The organism is Siminovitchia sediminis (assembly GCF_042680885.1).
Lineage (GTDB): Bacteria > Bacillota > Bacilli > Bacillales > Bacillaceae_C > Siminovitchia > Siminovitchia sediminis.
In genome coordinates, this window is record NZ_JBHUEO010000026.1 from 100,644 (window position 1) to 116,333 (window position 15,690).

A 15,690-nucleotide genomic window follows, 5' to 3' on the forward strand; every position below is an offset into this window, starting at 1 on the left:
TATATTTGATTAGGACAACATCATACAAATATATTGACATAAATATATACGGGCATGGATCATGTTGTCCCTTGAACTTAAAGTTAGGAGGGAATCTCTTGGAAAAGGTGGATATTTTTAAAGATATCGCTGAAAGAACGGGCGGAGATATATATCTGGGGATTGTAGGAGCCGTCCGGACCGGTAAATCCACGTTTATTAAAAAGTTTATGGAACTAGCCGTTTTACCTAATATTGCCAGCGAATCAGACAGGGCCAGGGCACAGGATGAATTACCGCAAAGCGCAGCAGGAAGAACCATTATGACAACGGAACCTAAGTTTGTTCCCAACCAGGCGGTAGCTGTTCAAGTTGACAGTGGGTTGGAAGTGAATGTCCGGTTAGTGGATTGTGTCGGCTATACTGTACCTGGCGCAAAGGGATATGAGGATGAAAATGGCCCGCGCATGATTCATACACCGTGGTATGAAGAGCCAATCTCCTTTCATGAAGCGGCAGAAATCGGAACGCGAAAAGTCATTCAGGAACATTCTGTATTGGGAGTAGTCATTACAACGGATGGAACGATTGGTGAAATACCAAGGGAAGACTATGTAGAAGCGGAAGAACGCGTTGTTGCCGAGTTGGATGAAGTAGGAAAACCTTATATTATGGTTCTCAATTCTTCAAGGCCGCATCATCCCGAAACAGATGTATTGCGAAAGCAGCTTTCGGAAAAGTATGACATACCTGTACTGAGTATGTCGGTGGAAAATATGAGAGAGCAGGATGTTTTGAATGTATTAAGAGAAGCACTTTACGAGTTTCCTGTATTGGAGGTTAATGTCAATCTGCCCAGCTGGGTCATGGCGTTAAAAGAAAACCACTGGCTGCGGACAGATTATCAGGAAGCAGTGAAAGAAACGGTAAAAGATATTAAAAGGCTCCGGGATGTCGATCGGGTTGTCCAAAACTTCAATGAGTTTGAAAATATAGAAAATGCCGGTTTGGCAGGAGTGGATATGGGTCAGGGTATTGCGGAAATTGATTTATTCGCACCGGATGAACTCTATGATCAGGTCTTGACTGAAATTGTGGGAACAGAAGTAAGGGGCAGAGATCATTTGCTTGAGCTCATGCAGGATTTTGCCGATGCCAAAAGAGAATATGACCAAATTTCAGATGCCCTCGTCATGGTGAAACAGACAGGTTACGGCATTGCTGCACCATCGCTGGAAGATATGAGCCTTGATGAGCCTGAGATTATCAGGCAGGGAGCCAGGTTTGGCGTCAGGCTGAAAGCTGTAGCACCATCTATCCACATGATAAAAGTAGATGTAGAATCTGAATTTGCTCCTATAATCGGAACAGAAAAACAAAGTGAAGAGCTGGTGCGTTATCTCATGCAGGATTTTGAGGATGATCCACTTTCTATCTGGAATTCTGATATATTCGGAAGGAGCTTAAGTTCGCTGGTAAGAGAAGGGATTCAAGGAAAGCTTGCCATGATGCCGGAAAATGCCCGCTACAAACTAAAAGAAACACTTGAGCGGATTATTAATGAAGGGTCGGGCGGTTTAATCGCTATTATTTTATAAGAAATACGTGTTTCAATGTTATAAAAACAGCCTTATTTATGGCTGAAATACAGAAAAAGGAATGGAAAAGACGCCAAAATGCTATATATTTGGGCGTCTTTTTAATTATTATGCTGTTTATTCTTGCTATCACTATTTGATTATGATAATCTTTTAAGCAGAAATGCTCCTTGAACGTTGATTCAAAAGCATTTTGGCTGATTTCTTACATGGAAAATGTTTAGAAATCCATTCATTTGATTACAAATGTAATAGTAGGATGTATGAAATAGGCTAATTTTGGAGGAGGTGAATAGGATGAATAAAACAGATTTAATTAATTCCGTAGCAGAAGCAGCAGAACTGTCGAAGAAAGATGCGACAAAAGCTGTAGAAGCTGTATTTCAATCCATCCAGGATTCATTGTCTAATGGGGACAAAGTGTCTTTGATCGGATTTGGTAACTTCGAAGTACGTGAGCGTGCTGCCCGTAAAGGACGTAATCCTCAAACAGGTGAAGAAATTGATATTGCAGCAAGCAAAGTGCCTGCTTTCAAACCAGGTAAAGCTCTTAAGGACGCTGTAAAATAATTACATACATGTTTGAGCGTTTGAAAGGAATTGCCATCGGGCGATTCCTTTTTATTATGCATCAAGTTTCTGTACAACAATGATTCATTGGAAACAACCTTTCTATGAAGGTGAGTTAGCTGAAGCTTCAATTGTATGAAGCTTTAATGTGTTTGTAGGGGAAGCCCAGTTTGTGGCTGTTCCGTCTTTGGACCTTGTACTTTTCTTATTATCTGCCGGTGTGTTAATATGGCTCTATTAGTGTTTTTTATAAACCAGGAGGCTAGGCATGGGAAAATTTGATCTGCAGCAAATTGAAAAAGCCGTACGTATGATTTTGGAAGCAATCGGTGAAGATCCGGACAGGGAGGGTTTACTTGATACCCCCAAGCGGGTGGCCCGCATGTATGAAGAAGTTTTTGCGGGCATAGGAACAGACCCTGAGGAATATTTTGAAACTGTCTTTGGCGAAGACCACGAGGAATTGGTACTGGTGAAAGACATACCTTTTTATTCTTTATGCGAGCACCATCTGGTACCCTTTTTCGGGAAGGCGCATGTAGCCTACATCCCTAAAAATGGACGTGTGACCGGTTTAAGCAAGCTTGCCCGAGCAGTTGAAGCGGTGGCAAGGCGCCCGCAGCTTCAGGAACGCATTACTTCGACGGTGGCGGATACCATTATGACGAAACTCGAACCGCACGGTGTCATGGTTATTATCGAAGCTGAACATATGTGCATGACCATGCGCGGTGTAAAAAAACCTGGCTCCCGAACAGTAACCTCTGCCGTAAGAGGAATCTTTCTGAAAGACCATCAGGCCAGGAATGAAGTATTATCTTTGATTAAGGAATAATGGGGTGAAATGATGTACCGGCCAAACAGCCAAAATGACTATGTGGTGATTAAAGCACTTGAGAACGGAGTAAATGTGATGGGGTTAACCAGAGGGACGGATACTCGTTTCCATCATGCAGAGAAACTTGATCAAGGAGAAGTGCTAATCGCTCAGTTTACTGAACATACGTCTGCAATAAAAATTCGTGGAAACGCAAAAGTTTACACGCCATTCGGCGATGTTGAAAGTGAACGCAACAGCTGATTCCCAGATTGTCCCAAAATAACCCTTATGCAAACTGCCGCCTTATTTATGATATAATGTTGAAATTAATGGATCGAATTATAAAGTAAAGAAATGAGGATTACGGATATGGCTCGAAGGATATATGATCAAAAGGCAGATTCGATAAAAGAATTAATCCAAAAGAAAATGTACCACCATTTTTTGTTTGAACATATCGAATCGCCAATTATAGATGAAGACCGTATCCTTATGCTGTTAATAGTGATGGAAGAGGCGGATGTATCCGACAAAAAAGCAGAATCCTCTGCTGCTTCTGCCATGCTTGTACAAATTGCTCTTGATATTCATGACCAAGTTTCTAAAGAGCAGAAATCCTTGACTGAGAGACAATTATCTGTTTTGGCGGGAGATTTTTTCAGTGGTTTATATTATCTTTTACTTGCTGAAATAGAAGATATCCAATTAATTAGGACATTGGCGAATGCCATTAAAAAGATTAATGAATACAAAACGACTGTGTATCAGTTGGCCGGCCAGGATCCAGATACATTTATGGCGTCTTTTAAGGGGATCGGAACTACCGTTATAAAGGACTTTTGCAGACATTTTCAGGCTGAACGCTACAATCCTTTGTTTATGGAGTTTTTATTTTTGAAAAAATTGTTGGCGGAAATGGACAAGTTTCAGGAAGGCCGCTTTTCTATCCTGTTTGAAGGCTTGAAAAAATTCTATTTGCCCCAAATGTATTCAACAACTCCCCTGTCTCATTTGTCCCGGCGTGATCAGCATTTCTTGAAAGAGGTATGCACCAACTATATTGATCAATGCAAAAAAAATCTAAAAGAAGAATCTGCCCGTATTTCGGGACTGCCGGATATATTTTTGGAACGGGTTGAACAGCTATCCAATCAATATAAGCACATAGCTACATAAACAGTCGGAAGAAGGTTGCTAACATGCAGTCAAAAGAAGAAAGAGTTCATCATGTATTCGAAAAAATTCATAAAAATTACGACAAAATGAATTCAATTATCAGCTTTAAGCAGCATAGCAAGTGGCGGAGAGTGACGATGGAAAAGATGAATGTCCAAAAAGGGAGCAGCGCGCTCGATCTATGCTGCGGTACCGGTGACTGGACCATCTCATTGGCTGAAAAGACCGGTGAAACCGGCCGTGTGATCGGGCTTGACTTCAGTAAAAATATGCTGGCTGTAGCTGAAGAAAAAATGAAGGAAAAAGGCCTGAATCATGTAACGTTAATACAGGGCAATGCGATGGAACTCCCTTTTGAAGATCATAGCTTTGACTATGTCACGATTGGTTTCGGCCTTCGTAATGTCCCTGACTATATGCAGGTTCTCAAGGAAATGCACCGAGTGACAAAACCTGGTGGGATGGCGGTTTGCCTTGAAACATCTCAACCAACGCTTCCGGTATTTCGCCAAGTTTTTAATGCCTATTTTCGCTATTTGATGCCGGTGTTCGGAAAAGTATTTGCAAAAAGCTATGAAGAATACTCATGGCTGCAGGAGTCAGCCCGGGATTTCCCAGGTATGGAAGAGCTCGCGCAAATGTTTTGGCAAGCAGGTTTTGTCGATGTCATCTATAAGCCGTTCAGCGGTGGTGCAGCCGCTTCGCATATAGGAATGAAGCAGAAATTAGGATAACCGGGTGGAAAACTTATGAAATTGACTTGGCTCTACAGAAGTTTTAAAACGGATCTGGACTTAATTGAACAAGAGTTGGAACGGGCAGTTTCTTCTAATTCAGAATTGGTGAATAATGCTTCGCACCAGCTTTTAAAAGCTGGCGGCAAACGAATACGCCCCGTCTTTGTTTTGTTGTCAGCCAAATTCGGCGAGTACCGTATAGACAGAATCAAAAATATCGCATTGGCCCTTGAATTAATACATACAGCTTCTCTTGTCCATGACGATGTCATTGATGAAGCCGACATGAGAAGAGGACTTCCCACCATCAATTATTTATGGGATGACCGCGTTGCCATGTATACAGGGGATTATATATTGGCAAGATCGTTGGAATATATGACGAACATTACGGATCCCCTTGCTCATAAAGTGCTTTCCAGAGCAATTGTGGAACTTGTAACAGGTGAAATAGACCAGATTAAGGACAAGTATCGATTTGACCAGACATTGAGAGATTATTTAAGGAGAATCAAGCGGAAAACAGCGCTTTTAATTGCAGTCAGCTGTGAACTTGGAGCTATAGCCGGCCAAACTCCTCCTGATATTTATAAGCGTTTATATAAATTTGGTTACTTCATTGGCATGTCTTATCAAATAACCGATGATATTTTGGATTTTGTCTCTACGGAGGAAGAGTTGGGCAAGCCTGCAGGAGATGACCTCAGACAGGGAAACATTACCCTGCCTGCTTTATACGCCATGCGATATCCCCTTGTGAAAGCCGAAATAGAAAAAGTGAACCGTGATACGGGAAAAGATGTAATGAGCAAAATTATTCAACAGATTATAGAAACAGGTGCTATTGAACAATCTCATCAGTTGAGCAGACGTTATTTGGACAAGGCCCTGGCCGTTTTGGAGGAACTTCCGGACAGCAGGGCCAAAAAGCCATTAAAAGAAATTGCCAATTATATAGGCAAGAGAAAATATTAAGCCTTCTTTCAATATTTGCCTGTGTTAGAAAAAAATGATATGATTTTTCTTGTGTTTTGACGAAATATATCTTGAAATAGGGCAGGAGTGACATTCATATGGAAAAAACATTTTTGATGGTAAAACCAGATGGAGTACAAAGAGAGCTCATCGGGGAAATCGTTTCCCGTTTTGAGAAAAAAGGATTTCAGCTGGTCGGTGCTAAATTAATGAACGTTTCTAACGAATTGGCTGAACAACATTACGGAGAACATAAAGAACGCCCGTTTTTTGGTGAATTGGTGGAATTTATTACATCCGGGCCGGTTTTTGCGATGGTTTGGCAGGGGGAAAATGTCATTGCCACTGCACGCCAAATGATGGGTGCCACAAATCCTTCCGATGCAGCACCTGGAACAATCCGTGGCGATTACGGTGTCACAGTCGGCAAAAATATTATCCACGGTTCAGATTCTCCTGAAAGTGCGGAAAGAGAAATTGGTTTATTCTTTAACGAAAATGAACTTGTTGATTACTCCAAACTGATCAATAAATGGGTGTATTAATCCCGAAAACGCCTGCTGATTGGCAGGTGTTTTTTATTTATATAAACAGATAACCGACCGGGTTGGGTCTGCTGTCCTGCAGACGGAAGACATCCTCCTCTGGAATGATAAGAGGGTCAAGGCGCCAGCGCTTTTCTTGATTTTATTTTTGTCGTAAAATAGAAGTATAACTGAGGTGACCCTAATGGAAATCATTGTTCAAACAAAAACAAAGCATTATCCCATATATATTTCGCCTGAGGGCTTGGAAAAATTGACAAATTTGATACAACAAAATGAATATACAAAACTCCTGGTCATTACGGATGAAACGGTTGGACCACTGCATCTGGATACTTTGCTCTCGGCCTTGCCGAAAGAAGCGGATTATTCGGTGTACACAGTGCCTTCCGGTGAAAAAGCAAAACAAATGGCGGTGTACGAATCGTGCCTGACTTTTGCTCTTCAGGAAGGGTTGGACCGAAAGTCATGTGTGATTGCCTTTGGTGGCGGTGCAGTTGGAGATTTGGCCGGTTTTGTTGCTGCTACTTATATGAGGGGTATCTCATTCTTACAGGTGCCAACAACCATTCTGGCTCATGACAGTGCAGTAGGAGGCAAAACTGCAATTAATCATCCGCTGGGAAAAAATATGATTGGAGCCTTTCACCAGCCGGATGCCGTTATGTATTATACAGGCTTTATCAAGACTCTCCCTGAGCATGAAATCCGGTCAGGATTTGCCGAAGCTGTTAAACATGCCCTGATCGCTGATCCGAAACTATTGAACATGATGATGAGTTCGATAGATAGCCTGGGGGATTTGACAGATGAACAGCTCGTACAAATATTGCAAAGGGGCATGGAGATTAAAGCGAATGTTGTCTCAATAGACGAAAAAGAAAGCGGTCTGCGTGCCATTCTAAACTTGGGACATACCCTGGGTCATGTGATTGAAGCGTCATTGGGCTATGGGAAAACAACACACGGGGAAGCGGTTATGGTGGGACTTGTGTACGCCCTCCATCTTAGCAGAGCAGTTTTGAACTTGTCGTTTCCGGTCGGGAAGTTTACCAATTGGGCCATTCAATTGGGTTATACAATGGAGATTCCAAAAGAATTGACATTCGCTGAAGCATATGCGGGTATGCAAAGGGATAAAAAAACCGTTGCTAAACAACCGCGTTTTGTTTTGCTGGAAGCTCCGGGTAAACCCGTAGTAAAAGAAGTAGATAAGACGATTTTAGAAGAAGTATTTCAGCAGCTGAAGCAGCAGAATAAAAAGACTGTGTAGTTGCCGGTACTTTTTTTTACCATAAAAGAGGATATTTTGCCCTCGCTGTAGAAATATTATTAAACATTGATTTACTGAAAGGATTAGGTAGATGAATGAAACCGATTTGGTGATCCACCATATTGAAAATCAAAACTTGCAAAAAGCAAAGGAAGCCTTTAACAAAGTCAAACAATCGGGCTCTCCTGAAGAAATATATACACTAGCCGAGCAAATGTCCCAGTATGGATTTATGGAAGAAGCGAAGGAACTGATTGAAACATTACTGAATCAATTTCCCGGTGAAAGCGAACTGACCATCATGCTGGCGGAAATTTTGATTGAATTGGGCCAGGAGGATAAAGCAGTATCCTATTTGGAGTCTGTGGACACCTCAGATCCGAATTATGCATCTGCCCTGCTGCTTGAAGCAGATTTGTACCAGATGCAAGGGTTATATGAAGTAAGTGAACAAAAACTGCTTGAAGCAAAAGAAATGTATAAAGAGGAGCCGGTTGTTGACTTTGCGCTAGCTGAATTAAATATGTCTCTTGGCCGTTTTTTGGAGGCAACGGCTTCCTATCAATCATTGCTTAAGGAGGGAGTGGACTCCATTGCCGGCCAGGATCTTCACGCAAGGCTGGCAGAAGCTCTAAGCGCAGGCGGCGCATTTGAGGAATCGATTCCCCATTACGAAAAGACACTGGATAAATATAAAGATATAGATGTCTTGTTTGGATACGGGTTAACCGCTTTTCAAGCAAGTCTATATGAAAAGGCAGCGAAAGCTTTTGAAGAATTAAAATCAATGGATCATGAGTACCATTCACTCTATTTATATTTGGCCAAATGTTACGACCATCTGAATGATCTAAATAAAGCTATTGAAACAGCAAAAGAAGGACTCTCGCTTGATGAATATCAAATGGAATTATATGTTTATACTGCGGGGCTTTTAATGAAAGCAGGGCGTCCTGATGAAGCTGAAGAAAATCTTCGCCAGGCACTGGCCCTAGACCCGGAATCAGTTGAAGCTGCAAGCCTGTTAAACAAAATATTATTGCAGCAGGAAAGATATGAAGATGTATTGGAAATTTTCAAAAACATGAAAGATACAGAAGATCCTCACCTGCATTGGGATGCTGCATTCAGTTACCAGCAAACGGAACAATATTCAGAGGCATTAAACGAGTACAAGCTTGCATATAATGAGTTTAATAACAACCCCGATTTTTTAAAAGATTATGGGTATTTCCTGCTTGAAGAAGGTAGGAACGATGAAGGAGCTGCCGTTTTCAAACGACTGAGAGTATTGGATCCTTTGAATGAAGAATGGATTGAGATGATCGCCCGGCTTGAGGAGTAGCCATGGAATAAAATATCGCAGAGGAGGGATTATGATGACTACCCCTGTATCTGTCAATGAGAAAAAGGATTTTATTCGCTGGTTTTTAAATAGGTACCAATTGAAAAGAAGAGAGTCAGTTTGGATCCTGAATTATTTGATGAGCCATGATCAGCTGATGGAGAAAGTACATTTTGTGGAAGAGGCCCAATTTTGTCCGCGGGGATTAATCATGTCAACTCACTGCACGAAGGAAGTACCGTTTCGATTTTATAAAGATAACATTATGACAACGGATGCGGAAAAATCGTTCCATGATATCCGCCTGAATCGGGATGAAGATATCTATATACAAATTAACTTTCGGGCATCCAATGCCTGCCATCAATATGCCGCTGTATTGGAAGAAAATCCATTTGTAAAGAAAACGGTTTTGATCAGTGAGAAAGACAAAAACATCGCTGAACAATTCTTAAAAGAAAGTTTAATTAAGTACCAGGAAAATAAACTGCTTCAGGCCATTGATCAAGCACTTGATCATTATGACCGAAAAAAGTTTGAGGAACTTTCATTAAAATTAAAAGAATTAAGGGAACAACAATAAACCCTCCAGACATGTCTGGAGGGTTTATTGCGTTTCATGGAGAGGCTTTTTGGAAGGAGTACGCTCGGAATAGTGTTTTCATCTGATGACATCCACACGGGCAGCCAAACAGTTGATAGACAGTACTTTTCTTTGTTTCGGAGTTTCATTTCTGTTAGAATGTTAGGCAGTAGTAACGTGCATACTAGGAGTGGAGAACATGCAATGGAAGGCAGAAGATATTGAAGTTTATTTGCAGGAGAAAGAATACATTGACACAGTTGTTATCCCGCTGATTCCGCTTGCCTTCGGCCCGGATATAAAACAGACGGTTGAAAAAGGGGAATTTGCCCATTTATTGTCTTTACAGCTCGAAAGACAATTCAAAGGCAGAATGCTTTTCATCCCGAACTTTACCTACCTTATGGGGGATGAGGAAGCATCATTAAGGCTCCAGGAATGGGAAAGGAAATTAAGAGATAGCGGATTTACATATGTCTTCTTCCTTACTTCTGATCCGGCATGGAGAGAGGTAAAGGAAATAGATCCCAAAACACTGCTTTTTGTCCCATCGGTCCCGCTTGAACATATGGATAACCAATATAAGCAATCTATTATGGAAGACCAGGTAAAACAGCTGATGAAAGAGATTGTCAAAGGATGGCAGTAGATCCGTACACCGAAATGCCACAGAGTTGACACGGATTCGCAAGGTATATTATTGACCTTCCTGATTTATTGATATATCATGATTATGTCCCAGTTTGTAAAAATGTGCATATGTATGTCCGAAGGACTCAACCTTACTGACAGAGGGGGGAAAAGGATGAGCAAAAATCCTGTAACAAGACGCCAATTTCTTAGCTATACACTTACTGGAGTAGGCGGATTTATGGCTGCCGGCATGTTGATGCCAATGGTGAGATTTGCAGTGGATCCTGCATTAAAAGCGGAAGCTTCAGGTGATTTCAAAATGACGGATATGAAAGTTGCCGACATTACGGAAGAACCTGTCCGAGTAGACTTCCAATATGAGCAAAAGGATGGATGGTACACTTCCGACGTTACACAGACAGCTTGGGTTTATAAAAATGAAAAAGGAGAGATTGTTGCACTTTCTCCGATTTGTAAGCATTTGGGCTGTACTGTTAACTGGGGGAACGAAAATCACCCTGACCAATTCTTTTGCCCGTGCCATAACGGTCTTTACACAAAGGATGGCAACAACGTTCCGGGAACTCCGCCGCGAGGACCGTTGGATGCTTATCCAGTAAGAGAAAAAGATGGATTTCTTATGCTGGGTAACCCTGAAGAGAATCCATTTGTAAACAAGAAGTAAAGGAGGCGTAATCATTGCTGAACAGAATGTACGACTGGATTGACGAGCGATTGGATATTACGCCGATATGGAGAGACATTGCAGACCATGAAGTGCCTGAGCACGTGAACCCGGCACATCACTTTTCTGCTTTTGTTTACTGTTTTGGCGGCTTAACATTTTTTGTAACAGTTATCCAAATCTTATCCGGAATGTTTTTAACGATGTATTACGTTCCAGATATTAAAAACGCTTGGGAATCCGTATACTATCTTCAAAACGAAGTGGCGTTCGGCCAAATCGTTCGCGGTATGCACCACTGGGGTGCCAGTGTGGTGATCGTTATGATGTTTCTACATACGCTGCGCGTGTTCTTCCAAGGTGCCTATAAAAAGCCCCGTGAGCTAAACTGGATTGTTGGAGTTTTAATTTTCTTTGTTATGCTGGCTTTGGGATTAACCGGCTATTTGCTGCCTTGGGATATGAAAGCCTTATTCGCAACAAAGGTTACTTTGGATATTGTTGAATCAATACCTTTCATAGGATTGACCTTAAAAACACTAATAGCAGGAGATCCAACAATTGTTGGTGCTCAAACATTGACTCGTTTCTTTGCGATTCATGTTTTCTTCCTTCCTGCTGCACTACTTGCTTTAATGGGCATTCACTTTGTATTGATCAGAAGACAAGGAATTTCCGGTCCTCTATAAAATGGAGCCTATTAATGACTATGACTGACAGATTAAGGAGGGGACAATGTGAAACGAGGAAAAGGGATGAAGTTTGTCGGCGACTCCCGGATTTCTGCGGTGCGTAAGCCGAATATTCCTAAGGATTATTCTGAATATCCAGGGAAAACAGAAGCGTTTTGGCCAGACTTCCTGTTAAAGGAATGGTTGGTTGGAGCTGTATTCCTGATCGGCTTTCTCTGTTTGACAGCTGCCCATCCGGCGCCGCTTGAACGGATTGCTGACCCGACGGATACTGGATATATTCCACTGCCTGACTGGTATTTTCTGTTTCTTTATCAATTATTGAAATACACTTACGCCTCAGGGCCATATAATATTATTGGAGTTTTGGTTATTCCTGGTCTTGCCTTCGGCGCTTTACTGCTTGCACCATTTTTGGACCGAGGTCCGGAACGCCGTGCTTCCAAACGGCCATTTGCAACAGGTTTTATGCTGCTGGGGATTGCAGCTACATTCTACCTGACATGGGAATCCGTTGTAAATCACGACTGGGCAGCAGCTGAGCAACAAGGTAAGATCGCAGAAGAATCTGATGTTGAGATTGACCAAGAATCTGAAGGTTATCAGGTATATGCAGGGCAAAGCTGTATTAACTGCCACGGGGAAAACCTCGAAGGCGGACCTGCAGCACCTCCACTTACAAACCTGGAATACACACCTGAAGAAATTAAGGATATCTCCGTAAATGGTATAGGGGCCATGCCAGCGGATCAATATAATGGTTCAGAAGAAGATTTAGACAAGCTGGCTGAATTTATTGCTTCTCTACAAAGTGAAGAATAAAAAAGACAAGGGTTTTTGGTGATGTTTGATATGCTGGACGATGTCCAGAAAATAATGATGGATAAAAGCCGGCTTGATGCCGGCTTTTATCATTGTTCGGGAGGCCGAATATGAATTTTTTAACCATGGTTCTCATGGACCGCCGCTTTTTGTGGTTATTACTTGCAGTGAATGTGGTTGGAACGGTTTACGGCTACTATTGGTATATCCCCCAGCTGGAAGTAACCCCTCCCCATTTTCTGCTGTTCGTACCCGATAGTCCAACTGCCAGTCTGTTTTTTGTCATTGTATTAGTAGCATTTTTGCGTAATACACATTACCCGCTAATTGAAGCGCTTGCATTGATTACTTTGGTGAAATACGGGATTTGGGCGGTGGTCATGAACATTCTCACACTTCAAGTAACCGGCTACTTATCCTGGCAGGGATATATGTTAATCGCATCGCATGGAGCCATGGCTCTGCAGGGGGTGCTATATGCCAAAAGGTATCAAATGAAATTGTGGCATGTGTTGGCTGCTGCAATCTGGACGCTTCATAATGATGTCATTGACTATGTGTTTTTGCAGTACCCCAAATATCCGGGCTTGGAGATGTTCGTAAAAGAAATTGGCTACTTTACCTTTTGGCTCAGTATATGTTCGATTGGTATAGCCCTTTTTGTTTATAAAAGAAGGTCCAGCCTGCAAACATAAGGGGACAGGTCTATTCTTGTCCACTTTCTCATACTTTAAATAACAGGAGTATGAGGAGAGGGTGACCTTTATGAGAATATTTGCCGCAACCTTTCTAAGCGTTTGCCTGATCTTTCAAGGGTTAACCGTTTTTGCTTCGGCCGGCTCGCCACTTAAAGAATTGGATCGAATGGCCGATGAAGCTTTGCAGCTCACCAAATTTTCGCGGTACGAAGAAGCCAAGTCTTTATTGGAAAAGTTTGCCATGCAATTTTCTGAAGAAGGGGTCAAGGATGGCCGATTGACTATGGATGAGTTACGGGTGCTTACCGCTTCCCATCATGAAGCATTAAGGGCATTGACAAATATCCATATGAGTGATGAAGAGAGGATCAATCGGGTCACCTCGTTTCGGCTGGCATCAGATGCAATCTCATCAACGCATCAACCCATGTGGGTGGAAATGGAAACTTCGGTCATGAAAGGTTTTCAAGAAGTGAAAAACGCTGCACTTGAAGGAAATAAAGAGGCATATAATCAACATCTGAATTCTTTTCTATCCACTTATACAGTTATCCAACCGAGTCTAAAAATAGATCTTTCAGCAGAAAGACTTCAAAAGTTAGACTCTAAAATAACTTACATTGACAAGTATAGAGGCGATTTTTCAAGTCAGGACTGGGCCGGTCACCTGGATTCGCTTGAAAAAGATCTTCAACAAGTTTTTTCAGATCCCCATAAGGATGAAACAGATCCATCACTTTGGTGGGTTATCACGATCACCGGAAGTATTATTGTTTCCACTCTTTCTTATGTCGGATGGAGGAAATATAAAGGCCAAAAACAGCAAAGGAAGCGGAAAGACCTAAATCATTGACCCTTCAACTGAAATCAAATAAAATATTAGTAGAACAATGAACTTATGGGAGGTTGAAAATGGGCGGTTTTTTAATTTACTTTCTCATCATTATGATCATTCCAATATGGGCCCAATTTAAAGTCAAAAACACCTACAAGAAATTTTCAAAGGTTGGAACTACAGCAGGAATGTCAGGCGCTGAAGTGGCGAGAAAAATATTAGATTCGAACGGATTATATAATGTTCAGGTAAAGGAAACCCCGGGTATATTAAGTGACCATTATAACCCGATGACCAAAACAGTCCATTTATCGTCAGATAATTATTATAAATCTTCAGTAGCGGGAGCAGCAGTTGCAGCCCATGAAGTTGGACATGCAATACAGGATCAGCAGGGTTATGCAGCCCTTCGATTCCGTCATGCTTTGGTGCCCGTGGCAAATATCAGTTCAAACCTTGCATGGATTTTTATTATCATTGGGTTAATCTCCACCGCGTTTTCCAATATGCTCCTGATCGGGATTATTTTAATGGCTGCCGGCGTATTATTTCAGATTGTGACTCTGCCTGTTGAGTTTAATGCCTCAACCAGGGCAATGGATCAAATGGTCTCCTTGGGATTGATCAGCAATACTGAGGAAAGGGACGCTAAGAAAGTATTAAGTGCAGCCGCAATGACGTATGTAGCAGCTGCAGCAGTAGCGGTATTAGAATTATTGAGGCTCATTTTAATTTTTGTCAACCGCGAGGAGTAGAAGGTTCATAAGATGTCAAAAAAGCAGGACACCTCCAAAAGGGTCCTGCTTTTTTTGTTGTAAAAGATTTTGTCTATGTTTTTATCCTATTTCAATTGGGCGTTTGTCTTCATCCAGGGTAAATCCCTCTCCCATGACATCATGTACAACCATGACTGATACAAACGCCTGAGGATCAATCGAGTTGATCACTCTTTTTAAATGAACGATTTCGTTCCTGCCTACTACGCAATAAAGAACTTCTCTTTCTTGCTTGGTAAAGAAACCTGATCCCTTTAAAATGGTGACACCTCTGTCCATTTCCTTCATAATCGCGCTTGCTAATTGATCATGGTGCTTTTCTGATATAATAATGGCACCCCGTGCGGTATACGCTCCCTCTTGCATAAAATCAATGACCCGTGCCCCGACAAATACTGCAACAAGCGTATACATGGCTTCGTTATAGTCCAAATAAGTCAAGAGGGAGGCCAGGATCACGCAAGCATCAAAAGTAAACATTGTCCTTCCCATGCTGATTCCTTTATATTTAAAGAAGAGCCTTGCAATAATATCAACACCGCCCGTCGTGCCGCCAAAACGGAATATAATACCCAGGCCAATGCCTGCAAAAATCCCCGCAAACAAAGCAGCTAAAAAAAGATCTCCTTCCAATGGGATGGTAAATTGAAACCTTTGAAAAATGAACAAGAACACGGAAACGGCAACCGTCCCAATTACAGTATATAAGAAGGATTTTTTTCCGAGCAGTTTCCATCCAATCAAAAAAAGAGGGATGTTCAACAATAAATTACTGTATGACGGGTCTATGTGAAAAAGAAAATAGAGAAGAAGAGTAATGCCTGTAAATCCACCTTCGGCCAAATTGTTTTGCATGTTGAAGTGAACAAGCCCAAATGAAAATATGGCAGCTCCCAAAAGGATGAGGAGTATGTTTTTAAATTTTAATTGAAAAAACACTACTACGCC

The 15,690-nt window shown here is 41.7% G+C and carries 19 protein-coding genes; 18 read left to right on the forward strand and 1 reads right to left on the reverse strand.

Translation table 11 applies throughout. From position 1 onward, the window contains the following. The first annotated feature begins 98 nt into the window (after positions 1–98). The 18 genes from spoIVA to ACFSCZ_RS10420 all read left to right on the forward strand — a co-directional run bounded on the left by spoIVA (position 99) and on the right by ACFSCZ_RS10420 (position 14,721). Entirely contained in the window at positions 99–1,577 is a 1,479-nt protein-coding gene (spoIVA, locus tag ACFSCZ_RS10335) for a stage IV sporulation protein A (protein ID WP_380773844.1), read from the forward strand. Between the two features lie 297 nt (positions 1,578–1,874). Then, a complete protein-coding gene (locus ACFSCZ_RS10340; RefSeq protein ID WP_120068060.1) occupies positions 1,875–2,147 on the forward strand; it encodes an HU family DNA-binding protein in 273 nt (90 codons plus the stop codon). Between the two features lie 268 nt (positions 2,148–2,415). After that, positions 2,416–2,982 (forward strand): GTP cyclohydrolase I FolE, encoded by a 567-nt coding sequence (folE, locus tag ACFSCZ_RS10345; protein WP_380773845.1) that lies wholly within the window; start codon positions 2,416–2,418, stop codon positions 2,980–2,982. A gap of 12 nt (positions 2,983–2,994) precedes the next feature. Further along, complete coding sequence (mtrB, locus tag ACFSCZ_RS10350; protein WP_380773846.1) at positions 2,995–3,228, forward strand: trp RNA-binding attenuation protein MtrB; 234 nt, start codon at positions 2,995–2,997, stop codon at positions 3,226–3,228. A gap of 108 nt (positions 3,229–3,336) precedes the next feature. Beyond that, complete coding sequence (locus tag ACFSCZ_RS10355) at positions 3,337–4,143, forward strand: heptaprenyl diphosphate synthase component 1 (protein WP_380773847.1); 807 nt, start codon at positions 3,337–3,339, stop codon at positions 4,141–4,143. Continuing rightward, positions 4,140–4,877, forward strand: coding sequence for a demethylmenaquinone methyltransferase (locus ACFSCZ_RS10360; protein WP_380773891.1), 738 nt, complete (start codon positions 4,140–4,142; stop codon positions 4,875–4,877). Before ACFSCZ_RS10355 ends, ACFSCZ_RS10360 begins: the two co-directional genes overlap by 4 nt. A gap of 15 nt (positions 4,878–4,892) precedes the next feature. Continuing rightward, positions 4,893–5,855: a heptaprenyl diphosphate synthase component II gene (gene hepT, locus ACFSCZ_RS10365; RefSeq protein ID WP_380773848.1), complete on the forward strand. Its 963-nt coding sequence runs from the start codon at positions 4,893–4,895 to the stop codon at positions 5,853–5,855. A 98-nt stretch (positions 5,856–5,953) separates the two neighbouring features. Continuing rightward, positions 5,954–6,400, forward strand: a complete 447-nt coding sequence (gene ndk / locus ACFSCZ_RS10370) for a nucleoside-diphosphate kinase (protein WP_380773849.1) — start codon at positions 5,954–5,956, stop codon at positions 6,398–6,400. A gap of 184 nt (positions 6,401–6,584) precedes the next feature. Next, positions 6,585–7,673 (forward strand): 3-dehydroquinate synthase, encoded by a 1,089-nt coding sequence (aroB, locus tag ACFSCZ_RS10375; protein WP_380773850.1) that lies wholly within the window; start codon positions 6,585–6,587, stop codon positions 7,671–7,673. A gap of 91 nt (positions 7,674–7,764) precedes the next feature. After that, on the forward strand, positions 7,765–9,018 hold the full coding sequence (locus tag ACFSCZ_RS10380) for a tetratricopeptide repeat protein (protein WP_380773851.1): 1,254 nt from the start codon (positions 7,765–7,767) through the stop codon (positions 9,016–9,018). A gap of 34 nt (positions 9,019–9,052) precedes the next feature. Next, positions 9,053–9,601: a ReoY family proteolytic degradation factor gene (locus ACFSCZ_RS10385; RefSeq protein ID WP_380773852.1), complete on the forward strand. Its 549-nt coding sequence runs from the start codon at positions 9,053–9,055 to the stop codon at positions 9,599–9,601. A gap of 199 nt (positions 9,602–9,800) precedes the next feature. Next, complete coding sequence (locus tag ACFSCZ_RS10390) at positions 9,801–10,250, forward strand: YpiF family protein (RefSeq protein WP_380773853.1); 450 nt, start codon at positions 9,801–9,803, stop codon at positions 10,248–10,250. Positions 10,251–10,406: 156 nt separating this feature from the next. Then, positions 10,407–10,919, forward strand: a complete 513-nt coding sequence (locus ACFSCZ_RS10395; RefSeq protein WP_380773854.1) for a QcrA and Rieske domain-containing protein — start codon at positions 10,407–10,409, stop codon at positions 10,917–10,919. A gap of 14 nt (positions 10,920–10,933) precedes the next feature. After that, entirely contained in the window at positions 10,934–11,608 is a 675-nt protein-coding gene (qcrB, locus tag ACFSCZ_RS10400) for a menaquinol-cytochrome c reductase cytochrome b subunit (RefSeq protein WP_380773855.1), read from the forward strand. A 48-nt stretch (positions 11,609–11,656) separates the two neighbouring features. Then, the gene (locus ACFSCZ_RS10405) at positions 11,657–12,433 is read left to right on the forward strand and encodes a menaquinol-cytochrome c reductase cytochrome b/c subunit (RefSeq protein WP_380773856.1); all 777 of its coding nucleotides are present in this window, start codon (positions 11,657–11,659) and stop codon (positions 12,431–12,433) included. 110 nt (positions 12,434–12,543) lie between these two features. Beyond that, on the forward strand, positions 12,544–13,128 hold the full coding sequence (gene lhaT, locus ACFSCZ_RS10410) for a lipoprotein heptaprenylglyceryl N-acetyltransferase LhaT (RefSeq protein ID WP_380773857.1): 585 nt from the start codon (positions 12,544–12,546) through the stop codon (positions 13,126–13,128). A 70-nt stretch (positions 13,129–13,198) separates the two neighbouring features. Then, positions 13,199–13,984: a sporulation protein YpjB gene (gene ypjB / locus ACFSCZ_RS10415; RefSeq protein WP_380773858.1), complete on the forward strand. Its 786-nt coding sequence runs from the start codon at positions 13,199–13,201 to the stop codon at positions 13,982–13,984. A 59-nt stretch (positions 13,985–14,043) separates the two neighbouring features. Further along, positions 14,044–14,721, forward strand: coding sequence for a zinc metallopeptidase (locus tag ACFSCZ_RS10420; protein ID WP_380773859.1), 678 nt, complete (start codon positions 14,044–14,046; stop codon positions 14,719–14,721). Between the two features lie 81 nt (positions 14,722–14,802). Here the strand turns inward: ACFSCZ_RS10420 and ACFSCZ_RS10425 are convergent, their stop codons facing one another. Next, entirely contained in the window at positions 14,803–15,681 is an 879-nt protein-coding gene (locus tag ACFSCZ_RS10425) for a YitT family protein (protein WP_380773860.1), read from the reverse strand. Between the last annotated feature and the right edge of the window lie 9 nt (positions 15,682–15,690).

Bases quoted from the DNA above. Each gene is read 5' to 3' on its own strand.
- mtrB (WP_380773846.1), top strand. From the start codon at position 2,995: ATGTACCGGCCAAACAGCCAAAATGACTATGTGGTGATTAAAGCACTT.
- ACFSCZ_RS10380 (WP_380773851.1), top strand. From the start codon at position 7,765: ATGAATGAAACCGATTTGGTGATCCACCATATTGAAAATCAAAACTTG.
- ndk (WP_380773849.1), top strand. From the start codon at position 5,954: ATGGAAAAAACATTTTTGATGGTAAAACCAGATGGAGTACAAAGAGAG.
- ypjB (WP_380773858.1), top strand. From the start codon at position 13,199: ATGAGAATATTTGCCGCAACCTTTCTAAGCGTTTGCCTGATCTTTCAA.
- ACFSCZ_RS10340 (WP_120068060.1), top strand. From the start codon at position 1,875: ATGAATAAAACAGATTTAATTAATTCCGTAGCAGAAGCAGCAGAACTG.
- ACFSCZ_RS10420 (WP_380773859.1), top strand. From the start codon at position 14,044: ATGGGCGGTTTTTTAATTTACTTTCTCATCATTATGATCATTCCAATA.
- ACFSCZ_RS10355 (WP_380773847.1), top strand. From the start codon at position 3,337: ATGGCTCGAAGGATATATGATCAAAAGGCAGATTCGATAAAAGAATTA.
- ACFSCZ_RS10390 (WP_380773853.1), top strand. From the start codon at position 9,801: ATGCAATGGAAGGCAGAAGATATTGAAGTTTATTTGCAGGAGAAAGAA.
- ACFSCZ_RS10395 (WP_380773854.1), top strand. From the start codon at position 10,407: ATGAGCAAAAATCCTGTAACAAGACGCCAATTTCTTAGCTATACACTT.
- ACFSCZ_RS10385 (WP_380773852.1), top strand. From the start codon at position 9,053: ATGACTACCCCTGTATCTGTCAATGAGAAAAAGGATTTTATTCGCTGG.
- lhaT (WP_380773857.1), top strand. From the start codon at position 12,544: ATGAATTTTTTAACCATGGTTCTCATGGACCGCCGCTTTTTGTGGTTA.
- hepT (WP_380773848.1), top strand. From the start codon at position 4,893: ATGAAATTGACTTGGCTCTACAGAAGTTTTAAAACGGATCTGGACTTA.
- folE (WP_380773845.1), top strand. From the start codon at position 2,416: ATGGGAAAATTTGATCTGCAGCAAATTGAAAAAGCCGTACGTATGATT.
- aroB (WP_380773850.1), top strand. From the start codon at position 6,585: ATGGAAATCATTGTTCAAACAAAAACAAAGCATTATCCCATATATATT.